The organism is Gemmatimonas sp. (assembly GCF_041689975.1).
Lineage (GTDB): Bacteria > Gemmatimonadota > Gemmatimonadetes > Gemmatimonadales > Gemmatimonadaceae > Gemmatimonas.
The window spans coordinates 1-26029 of record NZ_JBDNFF010000311.1; the positions used below are offsets into that span (position 1 = coordinate 1).

A 26029-nucleotide genomic window follows, 5' to 3' on the forward strand; every position below is an offset into this window, starting at 1 on the left:
CGGCGCCGTGATCTCGCGGCGCAACGGCACGAAATCCGCCGCCGAAATCTCGACCTCGTGCTCACGCGTGAACTTGTAGCTCTTGGTGGAGCCTTCGTGATCGTTGAAGGTCACGCACGGCGAGATGACGTCGATCAGCGCCAGTCCGTTGTGCGACAGTCCGGCCTTCAGGATGGGCACGAGCTGCGCCTTGTCACCCGAAAAGCTGCGGGCCACGAAGGTCGCGCCCAGCGTGAGCGCCAACAGCACAGGGTCGATGGGCTGCTGCATGTTGGCTTCGCCCTTCTTGGACGTGGAGCCGACGTCCGCCGACGCGGAGAACTGACCTTTGGTGAGTCCATACACGCCGTTGTTGTCGATCACGTACAGCATGCGCACGTTCCGACGAATGGCGTGTGACAGCTGACCCAGGCCAATGCTGAGTGAGTCGCCGTCGCCGGAAATGCCGATGTAGGTGAGGTCGCGATTGGCGGCACTCGCCCCGGACGTCACCGACGGCATGCGCCCATGCACGCTGTTGAAGCCGTGCGACTGCTTCATGAAGTACGCCGTGGTCTTGGACGAACAGCCGATGCCGCTCATCTTGGCGGCCCTGTGCGGCGGTAGCGAGAGCTCCCAGAACGACTGCACGAGCGCGGCGGTGACGGAGTCGTGTCCACAGCCGGCACACAGCGTAGACATCGCCCCTTCGTAATCGCGAACCGTGAAGCCCAGCGCGTTGCGCTGCAATCCGGGGTGTCGGACCGGTGGCTTGGCGATGGATGTCATGCGGGCACCTGAGAGAAATGGTTCGCGATGGCAGTCACGACCACGACGGCGGTGAGCGGCATACCACCGTAGTCGAGCACCGAATTCATGTGGTCGCGTGGTACACCGGTTTCAATGGCGAGGAGCGACCGCAGCTGCGAATCGCGGTTCTGCTCCACCACGAACACCGCGTCGTGCGCATCGATGAACTCGCGCACGCTGCTGTTGAAGGGGAAGGCCTTGATCCGCATGTAGTCCGCCACGATACCTTGCTCGCGCAGGCGATCGATGGCTTCGAGCACTGCTGCGTGGCAACTGCCGAGTGAAACGATCCCTACATCAGCCTGTGGCTGCAGGTGGAACTCCGGTGCCGGCACCACAGACGCGGCCGTGGCGAACTTCCGCGCCAGGCGATCCACGACTTCCTGATATGCGTCGGAGTCTTCGGTGTACGCCCCGTGCTTGTCGTGACCCGAGCCGCGCACGAAGTACGCGCCGTTGGGATGCACGCCGGGCAGCGTACGCGCGGCGATGCCGTCGCCATCCACGTCGAGATACCGCGAGAACTTCTTCACCTGCTCCAGCGCCACGGCATCGAGCACCTTGCCGCGATCAGGCTGATAGCCGTCGTCCCACACGAGCCGCTTGCACATCCAGTCGTTCATGCCGATGTCGAGATCGCTCGCCACGAACACCGGCGTCTGGAATCGCTCGGCGAGGTCGAACGCGGTCGTGCCGATGTAAAAGCACTCTTCGGGACTGCACGGGAAGAGCACGATGTGCTTCGTATCGCCGTGAGACGCGTAGGCGAGCGACATCAAGTCGCATTGCTGCGTGCGCGTGGGCATGCCAGTGGCGGGCCCGGTGCGCTGCACGTCGTAGAAAACGGCGGGGATCTCCGTGTAGTAGGCGAGACCGATGAACTCCTGCATGAGCGAAATGCCGGGGCCCGACGTGTTCGTGAACGCCCGCGCGCCCGCCCAGCCGGCTCCGATCACGATGCCGGCCGCGGCCAACTCGTCTTCCGCCTGAATGATGCAGTACTTGTGCAGCCCGGTTTCCGGTTCGACCCGGAAGCGCTCGCAGAAGCCGCGAAACGCTTCCATCAGCGACGTGGACGGCGTGATCGGATACCACGCGCCCACGGTGGCCCCGGCGTACACGGCGCCCAGCCCGGCAGCGGTATTGCCATCGATGAGAATCGAGTCGCCCGTGGCGTCCATCTTGTCGAGATGGAAGGGCAGCGGACAGGCGAAATGCTGCTTCGCGTAGTCGTAGCCCAGCTTGATGGCCGTGTGATTGGCCTCGAGGAGCTTCTTCTTCTTCGAGAACTTCTCGTGCAACATCTGCCCGATGAGATCCATGTCGATCTCGAGCAGCGCGGCGAGCGCGCCGGCGTACACGATGTTGCGCAACAGCGTGCGGTCGCGATCACCGACGAACGTATCGACACACATCCGGCCGAACGGAATGCCGAGTATCGTGATCCCTTCGCGCTCGAGCTCGGACTCCAGGGGCCACGACGAATCGTACACCAGATATCCACCCGGGCGCACCGTCGCCACGTCCTTGGCGTACGTGCTGGGATTGAGCGCGACCACGAGATCCACATGCTGTGGACGCGCGGTGTAGCCGTCTTTACTCACCCGCACTTCGTAGAACGTGGGGAGGCCCTGAATGTTCGACGGGAAGATGTTCTTGCCCGTGACCGGGATGCCCATCCGAAAGATCGCCTGCATCAACAAGCTGTTCGCACTGGCCGAGCCGGTTCCGTTCACGGTCGCCATCTTGAAGGCGAAATCGTTGATACCGCTCATATGCTTACACTCATACGCTGACCGGGACGACAGTGCCCGACGCGCTGAAGGCGTAGGGCAACACGAGGGAGAATTTCTGCATGTCCCACGCGGCGGTGGGGCAACGTTCAGCGCAGAGCCCGCAATGCAGGCAGATATCTTCGTCCTTCACCATGATGCGATGTGTCTGCGGCAGCGCCGCCGACACGTACAGGTCCTGCGTCATGTTGTCCGCCGGCGCCGACAGTCTCGTGCGAAGCTCGACTTCCGACTCGGCCACCGGCGCGATCGTAAGACAGTTCACCGGACAGACGTCCACGCACGCGTCGCACTCGATGCACAGCGTGGCCGTGAAGTGCGTCTCGATGTCGCAGTTGAGACAGCGCTGCACTTCGGTGGCGGTCTGCTCGGGGGTGTACCCCAGCTCCACTTCTTCGCTCACGCTGGCGAATCGCTTCACGAGTTCGGCATGTGACATCTGTGCGCGCGGCGACGGATTGAACTCGTTACTGTACATCCACGCGTGCATGCCCATCTTCGTGCTGATCAGATGCATGCCCTGGGCGGGACGGTTCGAAACGTCTTCGCCAAGGCAGTGCTTGTGAATCGAGATGGCGGCCTGATGTCCGTGTTCGACGGCCCAGATGATGTTCTGCGGTCCCCATGCCGCGTCTCCGCCGAAGAACACGTCCGGTCGCGACGACTGGTACGACGCCTTGTCCACCACGGGCATGTCCCACTGGTCGAACGTGATCCCGACGTCGCGCTCGATCCACGGGAACGCGTTGTCCTGACCGATGGCGAGGATCACGGTGTCGCACGGCATGATGAGCGTGTCGATGACGGTGCTGGTCTGGCGCCCGTTCGTCTCGCTCCATGCGAGCCGTTCGAACTCCATGCCGACCAGCTTCCCGTCTTCGATCACGAACCGCTTCGGCGCGTGATTCTCGATGATGTGGATGCCTTCTTCCTCGGCGTCTTCGAGTTCCCACGGAGAGGCCTTGAAGAACTGACGTCCGCGTCGCGCGATCACCTTGGTGTTCGTGCCGCCGAGTCGGCGCGACGTGCGGCAGCAATCCATGGCCGTATTGCCCACGCCGATGATGAGCACGTTCTGGCCGATCGATTCGATGTGGCCGAAGTGCACGGAGCTGAGCCACTCGATACCGATGTGGATCTGGTCTCGCACGGCTGGATCCCATCGTCCGGGAACATCGAGTTCCTTGCCCTTGGGAGCGCCGCTGCCCACGAACACCGCGTCATACTGCTCATCGAGGAGCGTGCGCAGACTGTCGACCGATGTGTTGTATCGCACCTCAGCACCCATGTCGATGATGCACTGCGTCTCTTCGTTGAGCACTTGCTCGGGCAGGCGAAACGACGGGATGTTGACGCGCATCAGTCCGCCGGCCTGCGCGTTCTTCTCGTAGATCACCACCTCATAGCCCAGCGGCAGCAAATCGTTGGCTACCGTGAGCGATGACGGGCCGGCGCCGATGAGCGCAATGCGCTTGCCGTTGCGATCGGTCACCGGCTTCGGCAGAAACGCGCTGATGTCGTCGCGAAGGTCAGCGGCCACTCGTTTGAGGCGGCAGATGGCGACGGGCTTGCCGTCGACGCGTCCGCGTCGGCAGGCGGGCTCGCAGGGGCGATCGCAAGTTCTCCCCAAGATGCCGGGAAAGACGTTGGATTCGCGGTTGAGCAGATACGATTCCGTGTACCGTCCCTGCGCAATGAGCCGGAGATACTCCGGGACGTTGGTGTGCGCGGGACAGGCCCACTGACAGTCCACCACCTTGTGGTAGTGGTCGGGCGTGCTGACATCCGTGTGCAAAGCCATGGGGCGTCGCCTGGGTGCAAGTCCATGCCGATATCGACGAGATGTCCGACCCGGCGTAGGAAAATCAAAGCCTCTCCGGAGAGTATGCGCCGTGGTCGCCGCGTCCGCCATGACACACGGACAATTGAATCGCGGCGCGCTCCTACCCCGCGAGGAGGGCCTGAGAAACCTTTCCGCGTCACGATATGGCTCAGCGTCACTGCGTGCTCGGCGCCTCTGCGTGATCCGTTCCATTACCTCCGGTCGAACTGTACGTTGCGCACGACTCCCGTGTGGCTGCGAAGAACATGCCGCTGAACCGAGTACGCAGGGGACGCGGAGGCGCAGAGAACGCAGAGCGAAAAGCCAAGTAAATGCATCGACGAGCGCGCGGCCCGTGGCGACTGCCTATTGGCTTCCCAGCCGGGCCGCGCTACTCCGTGCCTTGTGATTCCCTTGGCGAGAGCCAAATGCCGGAGTGTCTCATCGAGCGCACGGTTCCCGGTGCAGGGAAGCTGTCCCCGGAAGACTTGAAGGCCATCTCGCCGAAGTCGTGTGGCGTCCTCAACGCATCTTCCGCGCGCCGAACGAAGCGATGGTGCGTGAGCTCGCGCCTCCGTGGTTTTCCGGCCGATCGCGTCATGGAGATTGTGACGATCATCGATCCGACGACGGCGGAGTAGCTCCTTCCTGGGCGTGGTCGATCCGCCATGGCGCGAGCACTGCCTCCAGCTCTCGCCGGCTCCACGCCCCCTCCGTGCCTTTGCCGCCGGTCGCCCACTGCAGTCGTGAGCCATGGAGTGCGGCCTGCAGCGTGCGCGCGAGGTCGGGCACGGGGGTGCCGGATTTCAACGCCGTACGGGCACGCGCCTCCGTCAGTCGTTCCGCAATCCAACGTCGCTCGCCCGAGAACCACTTCGCGATGACGGGAACCAAGGCGTCGTCATCCGCCAACTGGAGAAAGAAGCTGGCGAGATGACGCAGGTATGCGCTGCGTTTCGTGCTGTATTGCCGTGTATGGCCACTGAGGGCCAACAGCGCCTCGAGTGGATGGGTGTGCGCCTTCAGCAGCGCATCATGCATCGTAGGCTGCGCCGCCAGTTGTTGCTGCATGAACGCCGCAAAGAGGCCTTGTTTCGATCCGAATCGCCGCATGAGCGCGGATGCGGTCACATCGAGCCGCTGCGCGACCAGCGCGAGCGTCACCCCATTCGGACCGTGCTCGGCGATAGCAGCATCGAACGCGGCAAACGCGTCTTCGTCGGAGATCAGTCGTGGGCGGGGCATGCTTGACAGTAAGTGTATGATCGTTCACTATCAAGATGGTGCCTTTGCCGGTGCTGTTCTTCGCGGGACTTCGCGATCTTCGCGGACTTCGCGCGAACTTTGGTGCTTTCGGCTGCCGCGGAGCGATCGGAGAGCCAGCTGGTTCGCGCGAAGCTCGCGGAGTTCGCGAAGCGACGCGAAGAACAGCACAATCCCAATCAGCGACGTACACCGTTACCATGCCAAAACGTCCGGCTGCTACGGACTGCAGAATAAACGTGCACAAACAGAGAGCCGCGATGCAACGACTCACGGGGACAACGGCGCTGGTAACCGGCGCGGCGAGGGGTATCGGTCTGGCCGTGGCGCGTCGCTTGCTGCTGGAAGGGGCGCAGGTGCTGCTCACGGATATTCGCGATGCCGAGGGCGCGCTCGCGGCCGACGGGCTGGGTGCGTCGGCCGTGTACCAACGTCTGGATGTGCGTGAGCCGGCGGATTGGGAGCGTGTGGTGGCGGACTGGGTGCAGCAACACGGCCGGCTCGATGTGCTCGTGAACAACGCCGGGATCACCGGCTTCGAATCGCACGCCAGTGCGCACGATCCGGAGCACGTGTCGCTCCAGGCATGGCGCGCGGTGATGGCGACGAATCTCGATGGCGTCATGCTCGGCTGCCAAGCCGCGATCGCCGCGATGCGCGCTGCCGGCCGCGGCAGCATCATCAACATCGGTTCACGATCGGGAGTCGTCGGCATTCCCGGCGCGGCGGCCTATGCCGCGAGCAAGGCTGCCGTGCGCAACCACACCAAAACCGTCGCGCTCTGGTGCGCCGAGCAGGGGCTCTCGATTCGCTGCAACGTGGTGCAGCCGGCCGCGGTGCTTACGCCGCTCTGGGAGCCAGTGTTCGGTACCGGCCCTGATCGTGAGGCGAACATCGCCGCGGCGGTGGCCTCGTCGCCGCTGCAGCGCTTCGGCACGCCCGACGAGGTGGCCGCGCTCGTGGCCTATCTCGCCAGCGAGGAATCGACGTACTGCACGGGCGGGGAATTCAATATCGATGGAGGGTTGCTGGCAGGCACTGCGGCGCCGCCAGCACCTGCCGGACGGTAACGTCGCGGCGGTGGCGGGCGCGATTTCTATACCACTCAACATCTGATGCGTAATGCGTTAGCATCAATATATGCGAACCACCCTCGACATCGCCGATGATGTGCTTGCTGCGGCGAAAGAGCGCGCGCGGCGCGAGCACAAGACGATGGGGCAGGCGGTCTCGGAGTTGATGCGGCAGGCGCTTACAGCTCCTCGCGAGCCTGCGGAGTCTGTTCCATCAGCCGTGCGCGAACCGTCCGTTCTCTACGGCGTCCAACCTTTCGCGCGTCGCGGCGCCGTGGTGACCAACGACCTGATCGACCAGCTCCGAAACGACGACGCGTACTGATACGCGCCCTGCTCGATGTGAACGTGCTCATCGCGCGGCTCGATGCCGATCACACGTCGCACGAAACGGCGCTGGCATGGTTCCGCGACAATGCGAAGAATGGCTGGGCGTCATGCCCCATCACGCAGAACGGGTGCGTGCGAGTTATGAGCCATCCGGCTTACCCGAACGCGCATACCGTGAACGAGATCTCGAGGCGACTCCATCGCGCGAGCATCGAGCGCATTCATGAGTTCTGGCCTGACGATGTGAGTGTGCTGAACGACCAGGTCATCGACACTACGCGTATTCATGGACCGCGGCAGCTGACGGATGTTTACCTGCTGGCGCTTGCCGTTGGCCGTGGCGGCGCGCTGGTGACGTTCGATCGGTCGATTGCCCTGAATGCCGTACGCGGGGCAACGGCGGCGTCGGTGGTGGTGTTGTAGGCTACAGCACGCACGACGAACACGATTGAACGTTCACGGAGATGGCCAGGGCAACCGGCCGTCCACCAGGAACTGGGCACGCTCGAACAGGTGCGTGTCGCGCGCTCGCGTGAGGTCGCCACGCCTGAAGTCCACCGCGCTCCGCGCGGCGGTGCAATGCCAGCGTTCGAAGTGTTGCGGCGTGGCCTGATGAAACACGGCCGGTGAGAACGCCCCGACGTTCGTGCCTCCATCCGCGTCGCGCGCCGAGGGAAATCTGAATAGTTCGACCTCGGCGTCTCGCATCGCGTGGCCGAGCGCCTGCGACGCGTGGTAGGAGGAGGGGGAGGCGATCGCTGCGGTGTGCGCCGTGAACGGCGCGGCCCCGAGGTCGATGCCGCGCGTACTGCGCATGCGCACGGTGAAGCTGGTGAGTGCGGTGCTCACCGGCTCCAGTACCGCCTGCGTGCCCTCGAGAAAAAGCAGCCGGTAGTAGGCCACCTCGGCAAACGCCGTGCGCTGTTGCTCTGACCCGTACCAGATGCCGCGTTCGTGTCGCGTGCCAAAGCGTGAGCCGTGGCGGAGCGGCGGATACCGGAAGGGCGTGAAGAGCAGGTAGTGCAGTCGCGCGCCCACCGACACCGGCGGCTTCACGCGATCGATCAGATCCTCGAGCAACTCCTGCTCGGCGGCTGAACTCACGAGCTTGCGCGTGGAGACCTCGTGCTGCGACTCCACCACGCGCCAAGCGACCAGCCGCAGCGCTCGACGTTCAGAGTCGCCCTCGCATTGCATCCAGATACTGGACGACATCCACTAGCCCCTCGACGGTTCGGATACGTTCGGCGGGTACGCCGCTGAGATGATCGTTCGTGGCGTGCAACCACGCACGCGCCTTGGCATCGTCACCACCAACCAAGGCGTCGAGCGACCGGAAGAGCCGCACGAACATGAGGGCGAGCTCGCCCTCTTTGCTGGACGGATCGACGCCGCGGCCATGCTGCATGCGGGAGACCGAGGCTTCGCTGACGCCGATGACCGTGGCCAAGTGGAGGCCGGTGAGCCCCAATCGATCGGCGGCGGCGAGGGCGGCTTTGGCGACGACCGCGGCCGGGTCCGGCTTGGTGCGAAATGAAGTGAGCGCAGGCATATATGAAAGAATACAGGAGTTTTCTTTCTAGTGCAAGAAATACCGCTCACACCGCCGGCTGATCGGCCAACCACGTCACGTACTGCGCAATCCCCGTCTGCACATCGGCGAAGTGGTGATCACAACCCGTAGCCCGCAGCTGCGTGAGATCCGCCTGCGTGAAGCACTGGTACTTGCCCTTGAGCGCGTCGGGAAACGCGATGTACTCGAGCAGACCCCGTGCGAGCAGCTCGTGAATGGGCAACGCCGCTTCACCACGCAGTGCACGGACGGCGTTCACCGTACTCACCGCGACATCGTTGAACGGCTGGGCACGGCCGGTACCGAGATTGAAGATACCGCTCCGATCGGGATGTTCGAGGAACCACAGGTTGACCGCGACCACGTCGTCTACGAACACGAAGTCACGCGACTGTTCGCCTGCGGCATAGCCGCCATACTCGCCGAACAGGCGAACCGCACCGTTCTCGCGGAACTGATTGACGTGGTGAAACGCCACCGAGGCCATGCGGGCTTTGTGCTGCTCGCGTGGTCCGTACACGTTGAAGTAGCGGAAGCCCACCACCTGCGGGCCGGCGGTCGGCAGCATGCGGCGCACGACGTTGTCGAAGAGCAGCTTGGAGTAGCCGTACACATTGAGCGGCTGCTCGAACTCGGGCTCCTCGCGGAACGAGGCACTGCCGCCATAGGTAGCCGCCGACGAGGCGTAGAGCAGGCGCGTGCCCTGAGCCTGACAGGCGTCGAGCAGATCCTTCGAACAGCGATAGTTGTTGTCGAGCATGAAGCGGCCGTTGTGCTCCATGGTGTCCGAACAGGCACCCTGATGCACCACCGCGTCCACTTTACCGAACTCGCCACGCGCGAAGCGCTCGTAGAACTCGATTTTGTCGAAGTAATCGCTGATCTGCGCGCCAGCCAGGTTGCGGTACTTCTGGCCATCGGTCAGGTCGTCGACGGCGATCACGTCATCGACGCCGATCGCGTTCAGTCCGTGCACGATGTTGCTGCCGACCATCCCGGCAGCGCCTGTGACGACAACTTTCATCTTGAGCGCGTCCTTCGCAGAAAGGCGTGGTGCTGCACCAGCGGGCTGGTGAGAAGTATGTGCCAGCGTCGCTCGGGGCACCACGGGGTATGCGGCGCTCGTGCTGTCCGTCAAGCGTGGCTTACGGGATTCGTGCTGACCGCGAGGGTGCGATCGAATCAGGTGACGCGTGCTGCGTCGCCCGTCTGGCCAGCAACAGCGAACCCGCGGCGGCGACGGTGCCGGCACCGGTCATGATCGCCAAGAACACTGCGGGCGCACCGATGGACATGGCGAGCGCACCGAGTGTCAGCCCGGTGAACGCGCCCCACCCGGCAAACCGCGGCATGGAGAGCTCGTCGAACCGTTGACGTCGTGCGGCAATCATGACCACGACGGCGAAGATCACGCCGCCTAGCCCGACGCCACCGGCGGTCCACAGCAATCCCAGTCCGAGCGTGGCGCGCACGCGTTTCAGCCACGGTTGCACAGTGTCGCCAAGAGCTCGGTTGTCATAACCGAACGCTCGGTCCGATCAGCTCCTGCGCCTCGCCGTCGGCAATCCACAGGTCGGCCACGTCGTCCCCCACGTCGAGCAACGGTCGCTGTTGGCCCCGTCGCGCCAAGACCAAAAGCTCGGCCGACGCGAGGATCATGGTCAGCAGCAGGCCGCCCAGCACGTTCGAATTGTACTTTGTATTGTAAAGCACTTGATACTTTCCGCAAGCCTGCCGATACTTTCTCCCATGCCTGCCCACACGTCGGAACCGCCCGCACTCCGTGACCGGGCGCTGCAGGACCTATCGTTTATTCGCCGCACCATGGAGGGTGCCGCCTCCTTTACCGACGTGCCCGGCTGGGGACTCGTTGGCGTCGGGGCGACGGCGCTGGTGGCCGCGCCGATGGCCCACCGGCAGTCGGACCCCGAGCGATGGCTGACGGTATGGCTCGCGGCGGCGGCGGTCGGCGCTTCCCTTGGCGGTGCCGCGATGTACGCCAAGATGCGGCGTCGCGTGGGCCACGGGGGCACGCTCCGGCTCAGCGTACCAGCCCGGAAATTCCTGTTCGGCTTCTGGCCGGCGATTCTGGCTGGCGCGGTCCTCACGCTCGCCCTCATCGATCCCTACACGCCGGGCATTGCATCGCATCTCACCGCGCGCGTACTCCCGGGCCTCTGGCTGCTGCTATACGGCATGGGCGTCACGACGGCCGGCACCTTCTCCATCCGCGCCGTCCCGTTGATGGGATTCGGTTTCATCACACTCGGCGTGCTGGCCCTGTTTGTGCCTGTCACCGATGGAGATTTCATGATGGCCCTTGGTTTCGGCGTCTTGCACCTTCTGTTCGGCGTCCGCATCGCGTGGAGGCACGGTGGATAAGCGCGATGGCAGTGCAGCGCGGGCGCAGCGCGATGTCGGCGTCGATGACGATGTTGATGTGTCACGAGCGATTTCGCGCGACACGGGCGCACCTTTGACGTCCGTCGACGGCAATGCCGCGACGCCGATGGCACTCGATCGTCTGATTCACGAGCGCGTGCGTCTGGCCATCGTGAGCTCGCTGGCCGTCCACGAATCGCTCACGTTCAACGAACTCAAGGCGTTGCTCGAGACCTCCGACGGCAACGTGTCGGTGCATGCGCGCAAGCTCGAAGACGCCGGCTACATCACGTGCACGAAGGGCTTTGACGGTCGCATTCCGCGCACCGTGTATCGACTCGCCACCGCCGGGCGCACTGCGCTCGAGCGGTATCTTTCGCACATGGAAGCGCTGATCAAGCGCGTGGGGGACGCATGACGCGTGTACCGCAACATCTGGCGTTGATCATGGACGGCAACGGCCGTTGGGCCACCGGCAAAGGACGGCCACGCTGGATGGGACACGTGCGAGGAGCGCACACGGCGCGCGAAGTCGTCACCTACTGCGCGCAGCGCGGCGTGGAGCAGCTCACGCTCTATGCCTTCTCCAGCGACAACTGGAAGCGCCCCGCGGAAGAGGTGGGATTTCTCTTCGATCTGTTCGCGTCGCACCTGGAAGGTCAGCTGGAGAAACTCCTGACGCACGGCATTCGTCTGTCGGTGATCGGACGACGCGATCGACTACCTCCCGCGCTGTGTGACGCCATCGCGGCCACCGAAGCGCGCACGGCCAGCGGCACTCGTATGCATCTGCGCGTGGCCTTCGACTACTCGAGTCGTGCGGCGATTCACAAGGCGTTCGCGATGGCCGAAGGAAACGGTGGCGTGTTACCCGACACGAACATCCTGCCGCCGGTCGATCTCGTACTTCGCACCGGCGGAGAGCGACGGTTGTCGGACTTTCTCCTCTGGGAGAGTGCCTACGCCGAACTCGCCTTCCTCGACGTCAACTTCCCGGATCTGTCCACCGCCGATCTCGACGCCGTCTTCGCGGATTACGCGAAGCGTGAGCGTCGGTATGGGGCAGTCCCGGTCACGGTGAACGGGTAGTCAGGCGCTTCTGCACCATGCGACGTAACGTCCCATCTTCTAGGTAGCGCCGCAGATACTTTCCGGGGCAACCGGTTTCCGCATAGTTGTAATGCCCGCCGATACGATCGATGGGCAGGTTGTTGGCCTCCAGTGCCCAAGCCATGAGATCGGCGATCGCGTCCAGTCGCTCCACACTGGGCTCCTGCACGTCGTAGTTGCCGATCATGCTGATGAGAAAGTGGCCGCCGGGATCGTAGGTGGTGTTCGTCTCCCCTTGAAAGTGCCAGTCGCGTCCCTCGAACACACGACCGTCGAGATCGAGCAGAAAGTGGTACGGCACGTCCCACCAGTTACGGTCACTCGCGCCCCACGACTGCAGATTGCGCAGCCGCTGTGCCGGATCGTCGGCCCGCGTGAGCGGCTTACTGTCACCGGTGTGATGCAGCGTCACGTGCGTGATGGTATGCGGAATGCGCAACCGCGAATCCGCGCCGCCGGCCACGACTGAGTTGGCGATGTCGGGGGGTAACGACGCGATGGTGGCCACCTCGAGCGCGACGAGTCCCGTGCCAAGTTCACCGGGACCGTACACGGCCACCACGGCCACGTGAAAGCCGTGCCAGTTGAACGCGGCGCCTTCGCGTATCACGCGTTCCTCGGTCGCACCTTTTACGGCGCCGGTAGTTGCCAGCTTCACCCGCGCGAGGTCGACCGGCTTGGCGCTGCTCGAATCGACCATCGTTTGCAGCACGGTGACGGTGAGTTCGTGAAACGAGAGCGAGTCACCCGCCTTCTTATTGCGTCGAGCGGCATCGGCCGGAATACCGAGCGACGGCTTTGCCTGCCACGTGCTGTGCCGGATGACCGACGGCGGCAGTGTCGGCTTCGTTGGCGATGCTGTTGTCGATTGGGCAACGACGGGCGCGGCCGCCAACACCGAGCACAGGCCGAGCAGCGGAAAGAGTCGGGAACGCATGCCATCGAATATGCATCATCTCGCTCTTCTTCGCGTCTCGCCGCGTGCTTCGCGGTCTTCGCGCGAACCAGCCGACTTTCCGATGGCTCCGAAGCTGCCGCACGCACCGCGGTTCGCGCGAAGATCGCGAAGGTACGCGAAGAACAGCAAGACGATTCGCCAGCGGTCGCATGCAGGTCGGTGCGCCGGTCGTTATGATCTACCCATCATGACCGACACCTTCCGCGACCGTCTCCAATCGGCACTCGGCGCATCCTTCCAGCTCGGACGCGAACTCGGTGGGGGTGGCATGAGCCGCGTCTTCCTGGCGCGCGATACTGGTCTGGACCGCGAAGTGGTCGTGAAAGTGCTGTCGCCGGAGCTGGTACAGGAACTGTCGGTGGAGCGCTTCGGTCGCGAGATCGCGCTCGCGGCCGCGCTGCAACACGCGAACATCGTTCCGGTGCTTTCGGCTGGCGTCACGGGTGAGGGGCTCCCGTACTACATCATGCCCTTCGTGGAGGGCGCGTCGTTGCGTGACCGGGTGTCGGGCGGTAACTCGATGTCGATCGCTGACGTGCTGCTGGTGCTCAACGATGTGTGTCGTGCGCTGGTCTATGCGCACGGGCGCGGGGTGGTGCACCGCGACATCAAGCCGGACAAGGTGATGCTGTCCGGTGGAGCGGCCTTGGTCACGGACTTCGGCATCGCCAAGGCGATGAGTTCGGCCCGCACGGCGACAAGCGACAGTCAGCTCACGCGTATGGGCACGTCGCTGGGAAGCCCGGCCTACATGGCGCCGGAGCAGGGCGCGGGAGACCCGGACACCGATCATCGCGCCGACCTGTATGCACTGGGCGCGATGGCGTACGATCTACTCACGGGCACGCCCCCGTTTGGCGATCGACCGGCTCACGCGCAGCTCATCGCGCATCTGTCGGAGGCGCCCGTGTCGGTGTCGACGTTGCGCCAGGATGTGCCGGAGCCGCTCGCGCAGTTGGTGATGCGGTGCCTCGAGAAGGATCCGGCCGATCGTCCGCAGCGGGCGGCCGAGGTGCTCGAGATGCTGGCTGATGCGGCGATGGCGGCGCGCGTGGGCACGACCGGATCGTACAACGCTGGTCACGCCGGGACTACCGCAGCCGACAACGCGGTGTCGAGCGCGGCACCGCGCAAAGGCGCGCGTTCGCTCGTCATCGACGGGGTGGCCGTGGCGGCGGTGGCCGCGGTGGCGTGGTTCGCCACACGGGGGCCGGTGAAGGCCACGGGACCCGATGCGTCACTGGTGGCGGTAATGCCGTTCGCCGTGCGCGATCCGTCGCTGAGCGTGTGGCGCGAAGGGTTGGTGGATCTCCTCGCGCGCAGGCTCGACGGCGCGGGATCGCTCCGTTCGGTGTCACCCTCGATGAGTATTGCGCAGTCCCCCGAGCGGGCAGACGTCACGACCGCCACGACACTTGGTACGTCACTGGGCGCGGGGTTGGTGGTGTTCGGTGAGCTCAGTCCAATGGGCAAGGACTCCGTGCGCTTGCGAGCGGCGCTGGTGAATGTGGCTGACGGCGCGGTACGCCAGGAAGTAGACGTGAGTGGTGAAGTGCTGCGCATCGACGCACTGGCCGACTCGCTGGCGCTACGGCTGCTGCGCGCCATGGGAGGCGCTGGTTCGCTGGCCAAGGGCGCGCGGGTCTCGTCGATGGGTACGTCGTCGTTGGCGGCGCTCAAATCGTATCTGCAGGGGCAGCAGTTCTATCGACGCGGCGTGGTCGACTCCTCGCGACTGGCGTTCGAGGCGGCGGTGGTGAGCGACTCGATGTTCGCGTTGGGTTGGCGCGATGTGGCGTCGATCTACATCCGTACCGGGCGCGAGGCAGATCCGGCAGCGCAGGCGGCGCTCGACCGTGCGATTCGACTGTTTCGTGGCGGCAGCCCACGCGACAGTCTGCTGTTGCGCGGTGATGCGCTGCGTCTGGCCTTGGTGCGTCGCACGCCTGTCGCGAACGAAGCCGTCAGCGACATCCCCGCGGTGGCACAACTGCTCGCCACGCTTCGCGAATCGACGAAGCGCTACCCGAGCGATGCGGAAATGTGGTTGGAGCTGGGCGACGCGGGATATCACTTTGGCGAACTGGCCGGTATGGCGGATACGGTGGTGCTGGCCGACTTCAACCGAGCGATCGCGCTCGACTCGATGATGCTGGTACCGTACGTCCATGCGTACTCGCTGGCGCTGCGCGCGGCCCGGTTCAGCGAGGCCGCGAGCTACGCCCGTGCGTTGGCGCGCTTTGTGCCGCCGGGCACTGCCGCCTACTATGCGTTGCAGGCGAGTGTGCTCGACTCGGCGCCGAACTTCAGTGCCGGCGTGCGAGCCCAGCTCGATACATTCAACGTGCAGTACGCGGCACAGAGTTTGTTGGAGCTTGGGGCAGTCCCCGAGGCCACAGCGTTGTCACTGGCGATCGCCGCACAACAAACGGCGCGACTGGCCGCCAATCCCACGCTCCCTGATTCGGCGACCTTTGCGCGCGTCGTGCTGCCGGCGCAGGCGCAGCGTGGCAAAACGATCACCACGCCGCAGAAGCTCGCCTTCGGCGACCGCGCGCAATTGGCCGTGATCGGGCAACTGCCCGCCGCCGACGTCTTGGCCGAAGCGCGATCGCTTCTTGCTCGTGAGCCGGCTGCGTTGTCCTCGGTGATGTCGCTGTTCGCCACCGCGCGCGATACGGCGACGATGCAGCTGCTGGTACGCGCGTTTGACGAACGAGACGCCGCAGCACAAGCGATCGGACAAGGTGCCACGGCGCACACCGGCGATGCCGCGCGGTCGTACCTGGCGTTCGCGCGCGGTGATTCGGCCGCTGCGCTGCGGGGACTGTTGGCGTTACCGATGGTCATGTGCCGTAACGCGCCATGCGCCCCACTCGTGACCGGCCGGCTCCTCGTACACGCCAAACGTGACGCGGATGCCGCCCGCCTGCTCGATCGGGCGATGCCGGAGCTCAACGTCACACCGATGATGCTGTTGCGGGCCGAGGTGGCGGAGCGGATGGGTGATCGCGCTACTGCCCGTCGCTGGTACGCGCGCGTGGTGGCGAAGTGGGGGAGTGGCGACGCACAGGTGTAGAGCACGGTGACCGCGGCACGCGCGGGGTTGGCGCGCGTGCGATAACTTTGTGAGGCAGCGAGCCGTGTCCGAACGCGACGTCAGTACGTCATCACACTTTCGTAGAACTCGAATGATTCGTGCGTGGGCAGTCGTGAGCATCGTGATCGCATGCGCCGCCTGCGGTGGCCCCAGTCCGCGCGCTTCCGCCCTCAAGGTGTCGTATTACGCACAGGACTCGGCCTTTGCCGATGTGAAGCCGCTGCGGGTATCGGTCGGCTCCGGCCGGCAGACCCATAGCCTTAAAGGCGTGGAGCTGAACAGCTATCACCCGTTTCTCGTGTCGGGCGAAATGCCACTCGACAGCGGGGCGACGCTACCGGTGACCGTGGTGATGCTAGGAGTAACCGACGACACGCTCGCCCAGGCACGCCTGACGTTCGGTCCGGTCGAGCCGGCGACGACCTACACGCTCGGCGTGAGCGCGGGCGGACGTAATCCGGCCAGTGCGCCGTCACGGTGCGGCGTGCAGGTCGCGGTGCCCTTGCGACGCGAGAAGGGCGATCGTACGGGCGATTCGCTATTCGTGAGCATCAGCGGATTCCGCGAAGGGGCGCCGTGCTGAGCGCGCGCCTCGCGGCCCTTGCGCTGTCCACGGTGGCGGCCGTGTTGGCTGCCGGCTGCGCCGACACGAAATCGGGGCGCGGCAGCACCGATACCACCGATTCGTCGGGCGTCGCGATCGTGCGCGGGCCAGCCGCCGATTCACCACTCGCTTGGACGTTCAGTGAAGTCGGTCGCATCGGTGGTGCCGATACCGGCGCGCAGTCGTTCGACTACGTCGCACCGTACTCAGTGACCACCGACGGAACCGCGCGCATCGCGGTGCTCGATGCCAGTCACGCCAATCAGATCCACCTGTTCGATTCCGCCGGCACACTGATTCGAACCGTGGGCCGTCGCGGCGGTGGTCCCGGTGAAATGGAGTATCCGGCGGGCATCGATGCTGATCGCGATGGCAGCGTGTCGGTGAAGGACGAGGCCAAGCAGGCGCTGCTCACGTGGGACGCGGCCGGAGCTGTGCTCCCCGAGCGCAAGCTGATAACCGCGCGCGGGCGCACGTGGAGCACCGTGCGTCGTCGGGGAGACACGGTGTATGTATCGCTCGACCTTTTGAGTGATTCCACGCTGGCGGTGCGGCGACTCGAGCGGTGGACGTCGCGCGATACGCTCGTGATCGACTCCACCGTCGGTCCGCGCGCCAAGATGGTGATGTTCAAGTGTGTTGGTCTCGAACTGGCGCCACTGTTCGCGGGCGAAATCGCGTGGGCCATAGACGGTGACCGCGTGGTGTCCACGCGGCAGTCGGTGTACGTCGTAGACATCACTCGCAACGGAAAGCGCGAGCGCAGCGTGCGCCGGGACGTGACGCCTGTCCCCGCGAAAGCCACGGACGCCGCCAAGCTGTATCCCGAGGGACTCAAGGTTCAATTCGGCAGCGGCGGGGGGTGCGTGACACCCAGCGCCGAAGTGGGCGAGAAGGTGGGCGTGGCGCCCACGTTGCCGGTGGTACGCGCGATGGCAATCGCACCGGACGGCACACTGTGGGTGGAGCGGTACACGTTCGACGGCGAAACGCCGCGCACCGATGTGTTCGACCGCGATGGCCACTATCTCGGCACGGCTACCGGACGCTCGCTGCCATTGGGCTTTCTCGGCCCCGACATCGTGCTCTTTCCCATCAAGAACGACGACGATGGGACCAGCGTGATCGGGATCTACCGTATCACTCGATAGATCGCGCGAGCAACCACGCGCCTACTTCGGCGTGCGAGCCTTCCAGAGCGCCAGCAGCGCCGCTTCACGCTCCGCTGTGAAGCCCGTCTTGATGGCGGCCTGACGCTCGGCGGGCTGCGTCTTCCACCAGGCGAGTGTGTCACGCGCCGTGTCCTCCATGGGCCGCGTGGTGAGACCCGCCGTGATCTCCGGTGTGATGTCCATGCGCGCGAAGCCCGCGGTGCGTCCACGCATGACCTGAAAAACCGGTAGCTCGCGTCCGTATGGATTGGCGCCGTTCGCGCGCAGGAAATCGGCGTCGACCCATGTGTAGGTGGGGTTGCTGCCAACGCCTTTCTGAATGCGTGACACGAATTCCTTGAACGGCTGCCCCATTTGCGGGCCGACGCCGTTGAACGTGCCATACGTACGGTTCTCGACCAGCGTGACGCAGAATTTCATGAGATCGCGCACGTCGATGATCTGCACATGATCGCTGCCGTCGCCCGGTACCAGCACTTCACCGCCACGCGCGATGCGCACGGGCCAATACGTGAAGCGATCGGTGTCGTCTTCCGGTCCAACGATGAGTCCGGGACGCACCACCGTGACGCGACCGGGCATGGCGGCATGGGCCGCCTTTTCCGCGTAGGCCTTCGCGTGACCATAGGGGAGTGGCTTGCCCGCTGCGACCGGCGAGTTCTCGAGCGTGAGTACCGGCGCCTCGATCGACATCGGCACGCGACTGAGATCCTGGTACACCGAGCGCGTCGAGATGAACAGATACTGATCGACGTTGTCGCGCAGCAATTCGGCCGACAGCTTCACCCACTCAGGGGCACTGGCCAGCGAGGCCGATTCGTCGATGACGGCGTCCCACTTCCGACCCTTCAAGCTACTGAGATCGTTCGCGCGGTCGCCAGCGAGTTCTTCGACATCCTTCCCGAACATGCCGGGCGCACTCTTGCCACGATTGAAGATCGTGACCTGATGCCCGCGCTTCAGTGCTTCGCGGACATCGTGCGGTCCCACAAAGCCGGTCCCACCAAGAATGAGGATCTTCTTCGCCGCGCGCGCTGCCACGAGCACGCGCGGATCGAACATGGATGAAGCACCCAGCGCGGCAAGTCCGGTACCGATGAATTCACGACGGCTGTACATGATGCGCCAGGCTGGAGACAACAACGGGAAAAACGCGGATCAGGCGAGATCGAAGCGATCGAGGTTCATCACCTTGGTCCAAGCCGCGACGAAGTCGTGCACGAACTTCTCCTTCGCATCGTTCTGCGCATACACCTCGGCGAGCGCGCGAAGCTGCGAGTTCGACCCGAAGATAAGGTCCACACGCGTGGCTGTCCACTTTACGTCACCCGTAGCACGGTCGCGTCCTTCGAACACGTCCTTGGAGTCCGAGATCGACTTCCACGTGGTGCCCATGTCGAGCAAGTTCACGAAGAAATCATTGCTGAGCGTCTCGGGGCGATCGGTGAACACGCCGTGCTTCGACTGTCCCACGTTCGCATTCAGCGTACGCAACCCACCAACCAGTGCCGTCATTTCAGGCGCCGTAAGCGTGAGCAGCTGCGCCTTGTCCACCAGCATTTCTTCAGCCGAAATGGTGTACGCGGCTTTCTGGTAGTTGCGGAAGCCGTCAGCCTGCGGCTCGAGCACGGCGTACGCATGCGCATCGGTGTGCTCCTGCGTGGCATCCATACGACCCGGCGTGAACGGCACGGTCACGTTGGTGCCAGCCTTGGCCGCCGCTGCTTCGATTGCGGCGCCGCCGCCGAGCACGATCAAGTCGGCGATCGATACCTTCCGGCCGCCGGTCTGCGCGTTGTTGAACTGCTGCTGAATGGTCTCGAAGATATCGAGCGCGCGGCCCAGCTTGACCGGCTGGTTCACTTCCCACTGCTTGGCCGGCGAGAGACGAATGCGCGCGCCATTGGCGCCGCCGCGCTTGTCGGAGCCACGGAACGTAGACGCCGATGCCCACGCGGTGGACACCAGCTGCCCAATGGACAGCCCCGACGCGAGAATCGTGCTTTTGAGCGACGCGATGTCGTGCGCGTCGATCAGTGCATGGTCGAGCGCCGGAATGGGGTCCTGCCAGATCAATGTTTCATTCGGGACGAGCGAGCCCAAGTAGCGCGTGCTCGGCCCCATGTCACGGTGCGTGAGCTTGAACCACGCGCGTGCAAAGGCGTCGGCGAACTCGTCGAAGTTTTCGTGGTAGCGCTTGGAGATCGCGAGGTAGGCCGGGTCGGTGCGCAGTGCGATGTCGGCGGTGGACATCATCGGCGCATGCCGCTTGGTCGGATCGTGCGCATCGATCACCGTCGTCGCGGCGGCGGGATCGGTCGGCGTCCACTGATGCGCACCGGCCGGGCTCTTGGTGAGTTGCCACTCGTAGCCGAGGAGCGTGGCGAAGTAGCCGCCGTCCCAAGTGGTAGGGTTGGGTTTCCAGGCGCCTTCGACGCCGCTGGTGATGGTGTCACCGGCGTTGCCGACGCCGAAGCTGTTCATCCAGCCGAAGCCCTGCAATTCAATGCTGCCACCTTCGGGCTCGGCACCCACGTGCGCCGTGTCGCCCGCGCCGTGCGCCTTTCCGAACGTATGTCCACCGGCCACGAGGGCGACGGTTTCCTCGTCGTTCATCGCCATGCGGGCGAACGTTTCGCGAATGTCGCGGGCGGACGCCATGGGATCCGGATTGCCGTTGGGGCCTTCCGGGTTCACGTAAATGAGACCCATCTGCACGGCGGCGAGCGGGTTCTCGAGTTCACGGTCGCCCTGATAGCGCTTGTCGCCCATCCATTCATTCTCGGAGCCCCAGTAAATGTCCTGCTCGGGCTCGAACACGTCTTCACGACCGAAGGCGAAGCCAAAGGGCTTGAAGCCCATCGACTCCATACCGCAGTCGCCGGCGAAGATAAACAGGTCGGACCAGGAAAGTGCGTTGCCATACTTCTGCTTGATCGGCCACAGCAGACGACGGGCCTTGTCGAGGTTGCCGTTGTCGGGCCAGCTGTTCAGGGGCGCGAAGCGCTGCGTGCCGGAGCTCGAACCGCCGCGGCCATCGGCCGTGCGGTAGGTGCCGGCGCTGTGCCAGGCGAGGCGCACGAAGAGCGCACCGTAGTGGCCGTAGTCAGCCGGCCACCAGCTTTGCGAATTCGTCATGAGCGCAAAGAGGTCCTGCTTGAGTCCCGCTGTGTCCAGCGTCTTGACGGCCTCGGCGTAGTTGAAATCCGCGCCGAGTGGATTGGAGAGAGGGGAGTGCTGATGCAGGATGCCCACGTTCAGCGCGTTGGGCCACCAGTCGCGGTTCGAGCGGCCGCCAGCCGTCGTGGCCTTGGGCACTGCGGCACCGTGCATGACCGGGCATTTTGCGTCGGTTCCTGAATTGCCTTCCATGTTCTTCTCCGATCGTGGCTGCGAGTCGTGACCGGCGCGGTGGCTGACCGGGTCCGGCTCTCTGAAGCTGCTGATCAGTGAAAGTTACAGATTTCTCCTATAGCCCGCAATGATGTAAACGCTATACAAGCCATAGTTTTGGGCTATACTTGTGCATGGACACGCTATTGCTTCGCGCCTTTGTCGAGACCGCCGACGCCGGATCGTTGAGCCGTGCGGCGCGGCATCTCACCCTCTCACAGCCGTCATTAACGGGCCAGATCCAGCGGCTTGAAACGCATATGGGCGCGCCGCTCTTCGATCGACACGGTCGTGGGGTCACGCTGACCGACGCCGGGAAGGCGTTGTATCCGCGGGCGCGCCGCATTCTCGACGACGTGCGTGACACGGAAGACGCGATCCGGCGCGAGGGCGCGGACGGGACGGGGACGCTGAGCGTGGGGGCGATCCCCACGGTGGCGCCATACGTGTTGCCAGCGGCGGTGCAACGCTTGCGCGCGCGTCACACCGCGATGCGGGTGGAGCTGCGCGAGGATTACAGTGCGGTGCTGGCCAAGCTGCTGCTTGATGGCGCGCTCGATGTGGTGATCGCCGCGCTGCCGTACCCGTTCGAGCATCTCGATACGGAGCTCTTGGGCACCGATGCGTTGGTGGTCGCCGTGCCGGCATCGCATGCTGCGGCGCGCGCGGGGCGCATTACGCTGGCGCAGTTACGCGATGCGCCGGCGGTGACGCTGGACCCCGCGCACTGCCTGGGTGAACAAGTGGCGGGATTTTGCTCGAGCCGGCAGCTGTCGCCGTTTGTCGTGTGCCGCAGCGCGCAGTTGGCGACGGTGCTGGAACTGGTGGGGGCGGGCGTGGGCATCTCGATCGTGCCAGCCATGGCGGCGGTGCGGCACAACACGCCGCAGTGCGCGTACGTGCCGTTGGTCGATCACACGTTGCAACGGGAGATTGTCGCGGTGTGGAGACGGGGAGTGGGGCAGTCGATGGAGGCGAGAGCGTTTGTGGAATGCGTGAGGGAGGTGGTGCGGGGGGGGTAAGCGAAGGCCGCCGGCACGCATCGCTCAAGGCTCAGAACTCAGAACATCAGGCTCAGATATCTGACGGCCTATAGTGTTCGGAATTCAGCAACGATAGTGCTCGGTACCGAGCTATTTGGTGGTGCGTTGCTACAGTGGAGTGGTGTGCACCGTTGGCCGAGGCAGCGGAGGGATTGCTCGTTCGCGCGCAGGCCTCGACGACCGCCAGCTCCAGGAAATCCGCTCGAAACGGTGCACTGTCATTGCTCGTGACTGAACACCTCGAGAGTGGCGAGTTCTCGCCCGATTTTGTGCGGCGTCACCCTGCCGTTCTAGCGCATAGATCCACCGTTTGGCGAGCTGATCGAGTGCGTCGAGCGGTCGCGGAGAGGAGTTCGGCGGACCGAATCTTCTTTCGAGCCATGCGGTCAGATGGGTGCCGGTTCCTGTTCTTCGCGTGTGGCTCGGCGTGCTCTGCGCCTCCGCGTCCTCTCCGTGATCGGTTCAGCGGTCTGTTCGTCGCCGCCCCCCGGGAGTCGGGCGCGGCGACCGGTGCGCACGGGGCAGTGGAACTGATCACGCCGAGGCGCAGAGAACGCAGAGAACGCAGAGAACGCAGAGGCGTTCCGCTTGGCTTCAGAGCGCAAAAATCAGCGCAGAACTCGGCACTCTCGAGTGAACACTAGAAGCAATCAGAATTCAGAAACCTGGATTCTGAGTCCTGAGCCGCGGGATTCGCGAGAGTCCAGCCAGAGCCCTGCCCGCGCGCGCTACTCGACTTTCGTGACCTGATTCTCCTGGTCTCTCTCGACGACGATCGTGAATTCGGTGGCCAGCGCGAGAATCCCCGCGACCGCAGCCCAGAACGGCGCCAGAAACGCGCCGGCCAATCCTGCGCTGAGCGGCATGTCGATCAGTGTGCGACCGGTCCCGTTGCGCACGATGATGCGTCGCACATTCCCTTCGCGAATCAATTGCTTGAGCGTCGACATGAGTTTGTCGCCCGCCACTTTGATCTGCTCCATCGCTGCCTCGCCGCAGAAGTCATGGGGCCGAACGCTGCGTCGAATACGCCCGTCGGCCACGCCACCTACGGCCAATCTACGGCTACGCGGTGTCGCGGGTGTCACGTTCCGCTGTTGGTCGGCCCACCCACGGGCTAATTTGTCCGATGCGCATTCGACATGTCCGGCACGGCTGAGAGGAATCGCTATGACTGCGCAATTGGAGAAGGTGTTCGGCTATCGCGGCGACACCATGCATTTGCCTGTGCCAAACCTGGCCGCCGCGATCCCGTTCTACGAAGCCACTCTTGGCTTTCACGTGGTATCGCGTGGTGAGACGCCGTATGCGAGTGCGGTGCTCGCGCGCGACGCCGTGCAGATCGGGCTCGAGGAGAACGGCGGTGATCCCTCGCAGGAAGGCTGCGCGTTTCACGTGCGTGGACTGGTGGCGCTGTTTGCCGAGTTCGCCGTGAACGGACTCGTGAAGGCGCCCTCAGATTTTAATGTAGAGCGTCGTGATGGGGTGCCGTGGACGGTGTGCTACGTGATCGCGCCGGATGGCTTGTGTTACTGGTTTGGCGAACGCGAAGGCAGCTAGCGCGGATACCGACCTGTTCGTGATCGCCCCAACTCTGATGTTTCTCGCACGCTTCGTCGCCAATCTCAGGACTCCCGATGTCGCAACGCCGACCGCTCGCACTCCTCAGCGCAATTGTCGCGCTGACCGCCGCACCCGCACCGCTGCAGGCGCAACGGCCGAGTACCATGGCTGGCCGCTCCACGGTGTACGCGCCCAGCGCCATAGTGGCCACCAGTCAGCCACTGGCGTCGGCGGCCGGGCTCGAGATCCTGCGTCGCGGTGGCAATGCGATCGACGCCGCGGTGGCGGCGGCTGCCGTATTGAGCGTGACCGAGCCGCACATGACCGGCATCGGCGGCGACATGTTCGCCATCGTGTGGCTGGCCAAGGAGCAGAAACTCGTCGCGATCAACGCGAGCGGACGCGCCGGTTCGCTGATGACGCGCGCCACACTGCAGGCGCGTGGTTTCCGCGCTGGCTCGCAGCAGGGCGTCATGTCGGTCACGGTGCCTGGTGCACTGGCAGGATGGGACACGCTGGTGCGCACTCACGGGAAACGCACGCTGGCGCAGGTGCTGCAACCGGCGATCGGCTATGCGCGCGACGGCTTCCCCGTGTCGCCGATCATCGCCGCCCAGTGGGCCGATGAAACCGCGTTCCTCCAGCGCGACTCGGCCGCCGCCGCCACCTTTCTGCCCGGTGGGCGCGCGCCCAAGGCGGGCGAGTGGTTCCGGAATCCCGACTACGCGCGCACGCTCGAGATGATCGCCGATAGTGGCATCGGCACATTCTATGGTGGCTCCATCGGTAAGCGACTCGTGTCGCGCCTTGCGGTGTTGAACGGCTTTGTCACGCTTGATGACCTGCGCAAGAATGCCCCCGACTGGGTGACGCCGATCTCGGTGCCGTTCAAGGGCTACCGAGTGTGGGAGCTGCCACCGAACAATCAGGGCATCGCCGCGCTCGAGATGCTGCGCATTCTCGAACCGTACGATCTGAAAGCGATGGGGCACAACTCGCCTGCGTATCTGCATCATCTCATCGAAGCGAAGAAGCTCGCGTACGCCGACCTCGATCGCTTTGTCGGCGACGCCGATCATCTCGATATGCCCGCCTCGCAAATGCTGACCGACGAGTTCATCGCCGAGCGGCGCAGTCACCTCGATACCAAGCGCGCGCGGGAGCGCGTCGATCCGGGTCCGCTGCGGACGAAGAGTGAGACCGTGTACCTTACCGTGGCCGACGCCGAGGGTAATATGGTGTCGTTCATCAACTCGAACTACGACTATTTCGGATCGGGCATCGTGGTGCCGGGCACCGGCTTCGCGTTGCACAACCGCGGCGCCGGCTTCACGCTCACCGAGGGGCTGCCGAACACGGTCGCCCCGGGCAAGCGCCCGTTTCATACGCTGATCCCCGGCTTCGTGACGCAGACGGTGAACGGGCGTGAGGAAGCGTACATGAGCTTCGGGCTGATGGGCGGTGGTGTGCAGGCGCAGGGACACGTGCAGTTCCTGCTCAATTACTTCGTGTTCGGCATGGACGTACAGGCGGCCATCGACGCCCCACGGTTTCGTCACTACGATCGACTGCGCGTCGCACTCGAGCCGCCGTTCGGCGATGGCGTGCGCAATGCGCTGGCGGCGATGGGGCACGGGCTCATCGAGCAACCCACGGTGGCCTTCGGTGGGGCGCAGGCGATCGTGCGATTGGCGAGGGGATGGGCGGCGGGAAGTGATCCGCGGAAGGATGGGATGGCGGTGGGATACTGATGTCAGTGATCAGAACTCTGATATCTGATGGCTTATAGTGTTCAGACGCCAGCAACTACAGCGCACAGTTTCGAGCGGGTTTCGTGGAGCTGGCGATGCTCGAGGCCTGCGTGGTTGAGCAATCCCGAGGTCGCGTCGGCCGATAGTGAACGCCGCCTGACTCGAGCAAGGCACCACCAAATAGCTCGGCACTGAGCACTATCGTTGCTGAATTCCGAACACTATAAGCCGTCTGAACTCTGAGTTCTGAAGACTGTTCTCTGAACACTCTGACCACCCCGCGAATCTCTCCAACTCTCCGCCTCCTCCC

At 64.4% G+C, this 26029-nt stretch carries 25 protein-coding genes; 12 read left to right on the forward strand and 13 right to left on the reverse strand.

Annotation, left to right across the window (positions count from 1 at the left end):
- The 4 genes from ACESNG_RS18780 to ACESNG_RS18795 form a co-directional block, all read right to left on the reverse strand.
- A partial coding sequence (locus tag ACESNG_RS18780; RefSeq protein ID WP_373070316.1) for a 2-oxoacid:ferredoxin oxidoreductase subunit beta occupies positions 1-768 on the reverse strand: 768 nt, incomplete at its 3' end.
- Positions 765-2564, reverse strand: coding sequence for a 2-oxoacid:acceptor oxidoreductase subunit alpha (locus tag ACESNG_RS18785; protein WP_373070318.1), 1800 nt, complete (start codon positions 2562-2564; stop codon positions 765-767). The genes ACESNG_RS18785 and ACESNG_RS18780, both read right to left, overlap by 4 nt.
- A 10-nt stretch (positions 2565-2574) precedes the next feature.
- Positions 2575-4383 carry an FAD-dependent oxidoreductase gene (locus ACESNG_RS18790; RefSeq protein WP_373062898.1) on the reverse strand — a complete coding sequence of 603 codons (1809 nt, stop codon included), beginning with the start codon at positions 4381-4383 and terminating at the stop codon, positions 2575-2577.
- Between the two features lie 636 nt (positions 4384-5019).
- Positions 5020-5649 carry a TetR/AcrR family transcriptional regulator gene (locus ACESNG_RS18795; protein WP_373062896.1) on the reverse strand — a complete coding sequence of 210 codons (630 nt, stop codon included), beginning with the start codon at positions 5647-5649 and terminating at the stop codon, positions 5020-5022.
- Between the two features lie 278 nt (positions 5650-5927).
- Between ACESNG_RS18795 and ACESNG_RS18800 the strand changes: the two genes are divergently transcribed.
- The 3 genes from ACESNG_RS18800 (at position 5928) to ACESNG_RS18810 (ending at position 7493) form a co-directional block, all read left to right on the forward strand.
- Complete coding sequence (locus tag ACESNG_RS18800; RefSeq protein WP_373070320.1) at positions 5928-6737, forward strand: SDR family oxidoreductase; 810 nt, start codon at positions 5928-5930, stop codon at positions 6735-6737.
- 70 nt (positions 6738-6807) lie between these two features.
- Positions 6808-7065, forward strand: coding sequence for an antitoxin (locus ACESNG_RS18805; protein ID WP_373062892.1), 258 nt, complete (start codon positions 6808-6810; stop codon positions 7063-7065).
- Positions 7065-7493 (forward strand): TA system VapC family ribonuclease toxin, encoded by a 429-nt coding sequence (locus ACESNG_RS18810; protein WP_373062904.1) that lies wholly within the window; start codon positions 7065-7067, stop codon positions 7491-7493. The genes ACESNG_RS18805 and ACESNG_RS18810 overlap by 1 nt, the downstream gene beginning before the upstream one ends.
- A 33-nt stretch (positions 7494-7526) precedes the next feature.
- On the opposite strand, the gene ACESNG_RS18815 is transcribed toward ACESNG_RS18810, so the two are convergent.
- The 5 genes from ACESNG_RS18815 to ACESNG_RS18835 all read right to left on the reverse strand — a co-directional run bounded on the left by ACESNG_RS18815 (position 7527) and on the right by ACESNG_RS18835 (position 10356).
- Positions 7527-8285: an RES family NAD+ phosphorylase gene (locus tag ACESNG_RS18815; protein WP_373062890.1), complete on the reverse strand. Its 759-nt coding sequence runs from the start codon at positions 8283-8285 to the stop codon at positions 7527-7529.
- The gene (locus ACESNG_RS18820; protein WP_373062888.1) at positions 8245-8622 is read right to left on the reverse strand and encodes an MbcA/ParS/Xre antitoxin family protein; all 378 of its coding nucleotides are present in this window, start codon (positions 8620-8622) and stop codon (positions 8245-8247) included. Before ACESNG_RS18820 ends, ACESNG_RS18815 begins: the two co-directional genes overlap by 41 nt.
- 46 nt (positions 8623-8668) lie before the next feature.
- Positions 8669-9667 (reverse strand): ADP-glyceromanno-heptose 6-epimerase, encoded by a 999-nt coding sequence (gene rfaD / locus ACESNG_RS18825; RefSeq protein ID WP_373070322.1) that lies wholly within the window; start codon positions 9665-9667, stop codon positions 8669-8671.
- Positions 9668-9788: 121 nt separating this feature from the next.
- Positions 9789-10136 (reverse strand): hypothetical protein, encoded by a 348-nt coding sequence (locus tag ACESNG_RS18830; RefSeq protein WP_373062884.1) that lies wholly within the window; start codon positions 10134-10136, stop codon positions 9789-9791.
- Between the two features lie 22 nt (positions 10137-10158).
- Positions 10159-10356 (reverse strand): hypothetical protein, encoded by a 198-nt coding sequence (locus ACESNG_RS18835; protein WP_373062882.1) that lies wholly within the window; start codon positions 10354-10356, stop codon positions 10159-10161.
- A gap of 36 nt (positions 10357-10392) precedes the next feature.
- Here ACESNG_RS18835 and ACESNG_RS18840 point away from each other — a divergent pair, with 36 nt between their 5' ends.
- The 3 genes from ACESNG_RS18840 to uppS are packed head-to-tail and all read left to right on the forward strand — an operon-like array spanning position 10393 to position 12114.
- The gene (locus tag ACESNG_RS18840) at positions 10393-11025 is read left to right on the forward strand and encodes a hypothetical protein (protein WP_373062880.1); all 633 of its coding nucleotides are present in this window, start codon (positions 10393-10395) and stop codon (positions 11023-11025) included.
- Positions 11018-11443 carry a winged helix-turn-helix domain-containing protein gene (locus tag ACESNG_RS18845; protein WP_373062878.1) on the forward strand — a complete coding sequence of 142 codons (426 nt, stop codon included), beginning with the start codon at positions 11018-11020 and terminating at the stop codon, positions 11441-11443. Before ACESNG_RS18840 ends, ACESNG_RS18845 begins: the two co-directional genes overlap by 8 nt.
- Positions 11440-12114, forward strand: coding sequence for a polyprenyl diphosphate synthase (gene uppS / locus ACESNG_RS18850; protein ID WP_373062876.1), 675 nt, complete (start codon positions 11440-11442; stop codon positions 12112-12114). The genes ACESNG_RS18845 and uppS overlap by 4 nt, the downstream gene beginning before the upstream one ends.
- Here the strand turns inward: uppS and ACESNG_RS18855 are convergent.
- Positions 12098-13072, reverse strand: a complete 975-nt coding sequence (locus ACESNG_RS18855; RefSeq protein WP_373064819.1) for an N-acetylmuramoyl-L-alanine amidase — start codon at positions 13070-13072, stop codon at positions 12098-12100. The genes uppS and ACESNG_RS18855 overlap by 17 nt on opposite strands.
- 208 nt (positions 13073-13280) lie before the next feature.
- Here ACESNG_RS18855 and ACESNG_RS18860 point away from each other — a divergent pair, with 208 nt between their 5' ends.
- From ACESNG_RS18860 to ACESNG_RS18870, 3 genes are all read left to right on the forward strand, one after another.
- Positions 13281-16172 (forward strand): serine/threonine-protein kinase, encoded by a 2892-nt coding sequence (locus ACESNG_RS18860; RefSeq protein WP_373070324.1) that lies wholly within the window; start codon positions 13281-13283, stop codon positions 16170-16172.
- A 133-nt stretch (positions 16173-16305) separates the two neighbouring features.
- Positions 16306-16776 (forward strand): hypothetical protein, encoded by a 471-nt coding sequence (locus ACESNG_RS18865; protein WP_373059417.1) that lies wholly within the window; start codon positions 16306-16308, stop codon positions 16774-16776.
- The gene (locus ACESNG_RS18870; RefSeq protein ID WP_373059415.1) at positions 16770-17948 is read left to right on the forward strand and encodes a 6-bladed beta-propeller; all 1179 of its coding nucleotides are present in this window, start codon (positions 16770-16772) and stop codon (positions 17946-17948) included. The genes ACESNG_RS18865 and ACESNG_RS18870 overlap by 7 nt, the downstream gene beginning before the upstream one ends.
- 21 nt (positions 17949-17969) lie before the next feature.
- On the opposite strand, the gene ACESNG_RS18875 is transcribed toward ACESNG_RS18870, so the two are convergent.
- Entirely contained in the window at positions 17970-19088 is a 1119-nt protein-coding gene (locus ACESNG_RS18875) for an NAD-dependent epimerase/dehydratase family protein (RefSeq protein WP_373059413.1), read from the reverse strand.
- 39 nt (positions 19089-19127) lie between these two features.
- Complete coding sequence (gene katG, locus ACESNG_RS18880) at positions 19128-21341, reverse strand: catalase/peroxidase HPI (RefSeq protein ID WP_373059411.1); 2214 nt, start codon at positions 21339-21341, stop codon at positions 19128-19130.
- A gap of 155 nt (positions 21342-21496) precedes the next feature.
- Here katG and ACESNG_RS18885 point away from each other — a divergent pair, with 155 nt between their 5' ends.
- The gene (locus ACESNG_RS18885; protein ID WP_373059409.1) at positions 21497-22384 is read left to right on the forward strand and encodes a LysR family transcriptional regulator; all 888 of its coding nucleotides are present in this window, start codon (positions 21497-21499) and stop codon (positions 22382-22384) included.
- A 749-nt stretch (positions 22385-23133) separates the two neighbouring features.
- Here ACESNG_RS18885 and ACESNG_RS18890 read toward each other — a convergent pair.
- On the reverse strand, positions 23134-23388 hold the full coding sequence (locus ACESNG_RS18890; RefSeq protein WP_373059407.1) for a DUF4342 domain-containing protein: 255 nt from the start codon (positions 23386-23388) through the stop codon (positions 23134-23136).
- A 187-nt stretch (positions 23389-23575) separates the two neighbouring features.
- Between ACESNG_RS18890 and ACESNG_RS18895 the strand changes: the two genes are divergently transcribed.
- Both ACESNG_RS18895 and ggt read left to right on the forward strand, forming a co-directional pair.
- Entirely contained in the window at positions 23576-23965 is a 390-nt protein-coding gene (locus ACESNG_RS18895; RefSeq protein WP_373059405.1) for a VOC family protein, read from the forward strand.
- Positions 23966-24042: 77 nt separating this feature from the next.
- Entirely contained in the window at positions 24043-25719 is a 1677-nt protein-coding gene (gene ggt, locus ACESNG_RS18900) for a gamma-glutamyltransferase (protein ID WP_373070326.1), read from the forward strand.
- Positions 25720-26029: the final 310 nt, after the last annotated feature.

What these genes read in the sequence shown, in the direction of transcription:
- ACESNG_RS18785 (WP_373070318.1), bottom strand. Translation starts at nt 2,564, where the DNA reads ATGAGCGGTATCAACGATTTCGCCTTCAAGATGGCGACCGTGAACGGA.
- ACESNG_RS18790 (WP_373062898.1), bottom strand. Translation starts at nt 4,383, where the DNA reads ATGGCTTTGCACACGGATGTCAGCACGCCCGACCACTACCACAAGGTG.
- ACESNG_RS18795 (WP_373062896.1), bottom strand. Translation starts at nt 5,649, where the DNA reads ATGCCCCGCCCACGACTGATCTCCGACGAAGACGCGTTTGCCGCGTTC.
- ACESNG_RS18800 (WP_373070320.1), top strand. Translation starts at nt 5,928, where the DNA reads ATGCAACGACTCACGGGGACAACGGCGCTGGTAACCGGCGCGGCGAGG.
- ACESNG_RS18805 (WP_373062892.1), top strand. Translation starts at nt 6,808, where the DNA reads ATGCGAACCACCCTCGACATCGCCGATGATGTGCTTGCTGCGGCGAAA.
- ACESNG_RS18815 (WP_373062890.1), bottom strand. Translation starts at nt 8,285, where the DNA reads ATGTCGTCCAGTATCTGGATGCAATGCGAGGGCGACTCTGAACGTCGA.
- ACESNG_RS18820 (WP_373062888.1), bottom strand. Translation starts at nt 8,622, where the DNA reads ATGCCTGCGCTCACTTCATTTCGCACCAAGCCGGACCCGGCCGCGGTC.
- rfaD (WP_373070322.1), bottom strand. Translation starts at nt 9,667, where the DNA reads ATGAAAGTTGTCGTCACAGGCGCTGCCGGGATGGTCGGCAGCAACATC.
- ACESNG_RS18840 (WP_373062880.1), top strand. Translation starts at nt 10,393, where the DNA reads ATGCCTGCCCACACGTCGGAACCGCCCGCACTCCGTGACCGGGCGCTG.
- uppS (WP_373062876.1), top strand. Translation starts at nt 11,440, where the DNA reads ATGACGCGTGTACCGCAACATCTGGCGTTGATCATGGACGGCAACGGC.
- ACESNG_RS18855 (WP_373064819.1), bottom strand. Translation starts at nt 13,072, where the DNA reads ATGCGTTCCCGACTCTTTCCGCTGCTCGGCCTGTGCTCGGTGTTGGCG.
- ACESNG_RS18860 (WP_373070324.1), top strand. Translation starts at nt 13,281, where the DNA reads ATGACCGACACCTTCCGCGACCGTCTCCAATCGGCACTCGGCGCATCC.
- ACESNG_RS18875 (WP_373059413.1), bottom strand. Translation starts at nt 19,088, where the DNA reads ATGTACAGCCGTCGTGAATTCATCGGTACCGGACTTGCCGCGCTGGGT.
- katG (WP_373059411.1), bottom strand. Translation starts at nt 21,341, where the DNA reads ATGGAAGGCAATTCAGGAACCGACGCAAAATGCCCGGTCATGCACGGT.
- ACESNG_RS18885 (WP_373059409.1), top strand. Translation starts at nt 21,497, where the DNA reads ATGGACACGCTATTGCTTCGCGCCTTTGTCGAGACCGCCGACGCCGGA.
- ACESNG_RS18890 (WP_373059407.1), bottom strand. Translation starts at nt 23,388, where the DNA reads ATGGAGCAGATCAAAGTGGCGGGCGACAAACTCATGTCGACGCTCAAG.
- ACESNG_RS18895 (WP_373059405.1), top strand. Translation starts at nt 23,576, where the DNA reads ATGACTGCGCAATTGGAGAAGGTGTTCGGCTATCGCGGCGACACCATG.
- ggt (WP_373070326.1), top strand. Translation starts at nt 24,043, where the DNA reads ATGTCGCAACGCCGACCGCTCGCACTCCTCAGCGCAATTGTCGCGCTG.